The sequence below is a fragment of the Actinomadura logoneensis genome (genome assembly GCF_003428695.1).
In the GTDB taxonomy this organism is placed as follows: domain Bacteria; phylum Actinomycetota; class Actinomycetes; order Streptosporangiales; family Streptosporangiaceae; genus Spirillospora; species Spirillospora logoneensis.
Window position 1 is genome coordinate 1 of sequence record NZ_QURH01000492.1, and the last position, 1,202, is coordinate 1,202.

The 1,202-nt window shown below is 78.1% G+C and carries 1 protein-coding gene; it reads right to left on the reverse strand.

Annotation, left to right across the window (positions count from 1 at the left end):
- Nucleotides 1-984: alpha/beta hydrolase (locus tag DZF91_RS23550; protein ID WP_147341317.1), on the reverse strand; the 984-nt coding region annotated here is incomplete at its 3' end.
- Between the last annotated feature and the right edge of the window lie 218 nt (nt 985-1,202).

Below are 1,202 nucleotides of genomic sequence, written 5' to 3' on the forward strand. Positions count from 1 at the left end.
CGGCGGGGTGTCCGGCGACGCGTCCCCGCCCGCCGGTCCGGCCGGGCCCGGACGCGCGCCGTCGAGCGCCGCGTCGAACGCCGCGCGCAATCGTCGCACGGCGAACGCCCGCGCCTCCACACCCGCGTCGAACATCTCGGGCAGCAGGAAGAACGAGTGGATCGCCCCGGCGTACCTGCGCCGCACGACCGGGACGCCCGCCGCCGCCAGCCGCCGCCCGTACGCCTCGCCCTCGTCCCGCAGGATGTCGTGGTCGGCGATGATCAGCGTCGCGGGGGCGAGGCCGGACAGGTCGGGGGCGCGCAGGGGGGCGAGGCGCGGGTCGGCGGGGTCGGCCCCGGCACGGTAGAGGGCGGCGAACCGGCGCAGCGACGCCGCGTCCAGGCCGTACCCCTCGCCGTAGGCGTCCCAGCTCGGGGTGTCGGCGGCCATGTCGGTCACCGGGTACACCAGCAGCTGGTGGGCGAGCCGGACGCCGCGGTCGCGGGCGAGCAGCGCCACGACGGCGGCGAGGTTGCCTCCCGCGCTGTCACCGGCGACGGCGATCGCGCGCGGGTCCGCGCCGAAGCGGTCGGGGCCGGTCGCCAGCGCCTCGGCGACCGCCCACGCGTCTTCGACCGCCGCCGGGAAGGGGTGCTCGGGCGCGAGCCGGTAGCCGACGTTCACCACCGTGCAGCCCGCCTCGGCGGCCAGATCGCGGCAGGACACGTCCACGCTGTCGATCCCGCCCATCACCCAGCCGCCGCCGTGCAGGTACACCAGCGCGGGCAGCGGGCCCGCCGAGCGCGGCTCGGGCCGGTACACCCGCACCGGGACCGTGCCGCCCGGCCCGGGGACCTCCAGGTCATCGACGTGCGGGAGGCTCCGGCGGTCGTCGGGCAGCGGAAGCTCCGCCAGCCGCCGCAGCTCCTCGATCGACAGCTCGCGCTCCTCGGGCTCCTCGCCGCCCGGGAAAAGGCACTCGAGGGACGGATCGACCGACATGCGGGGCCCCTTCCGGATCGACGGCACGTCCTGAACGCCTTCCCCGAACGGCCGGGACCAACCGCCTCCGGACGTGCGGAGCGCCCGGACGGCCAGGTCAGGGGCGCGGACGCGGCACGGCAGCGGACGCCGCGACTCCCCCGGCGCGGCCACCGGCGACCTCGGCACGGCGACCGGACACCTCGGCGCCACCACCGGACGCCGCGGCGCGCGGACCG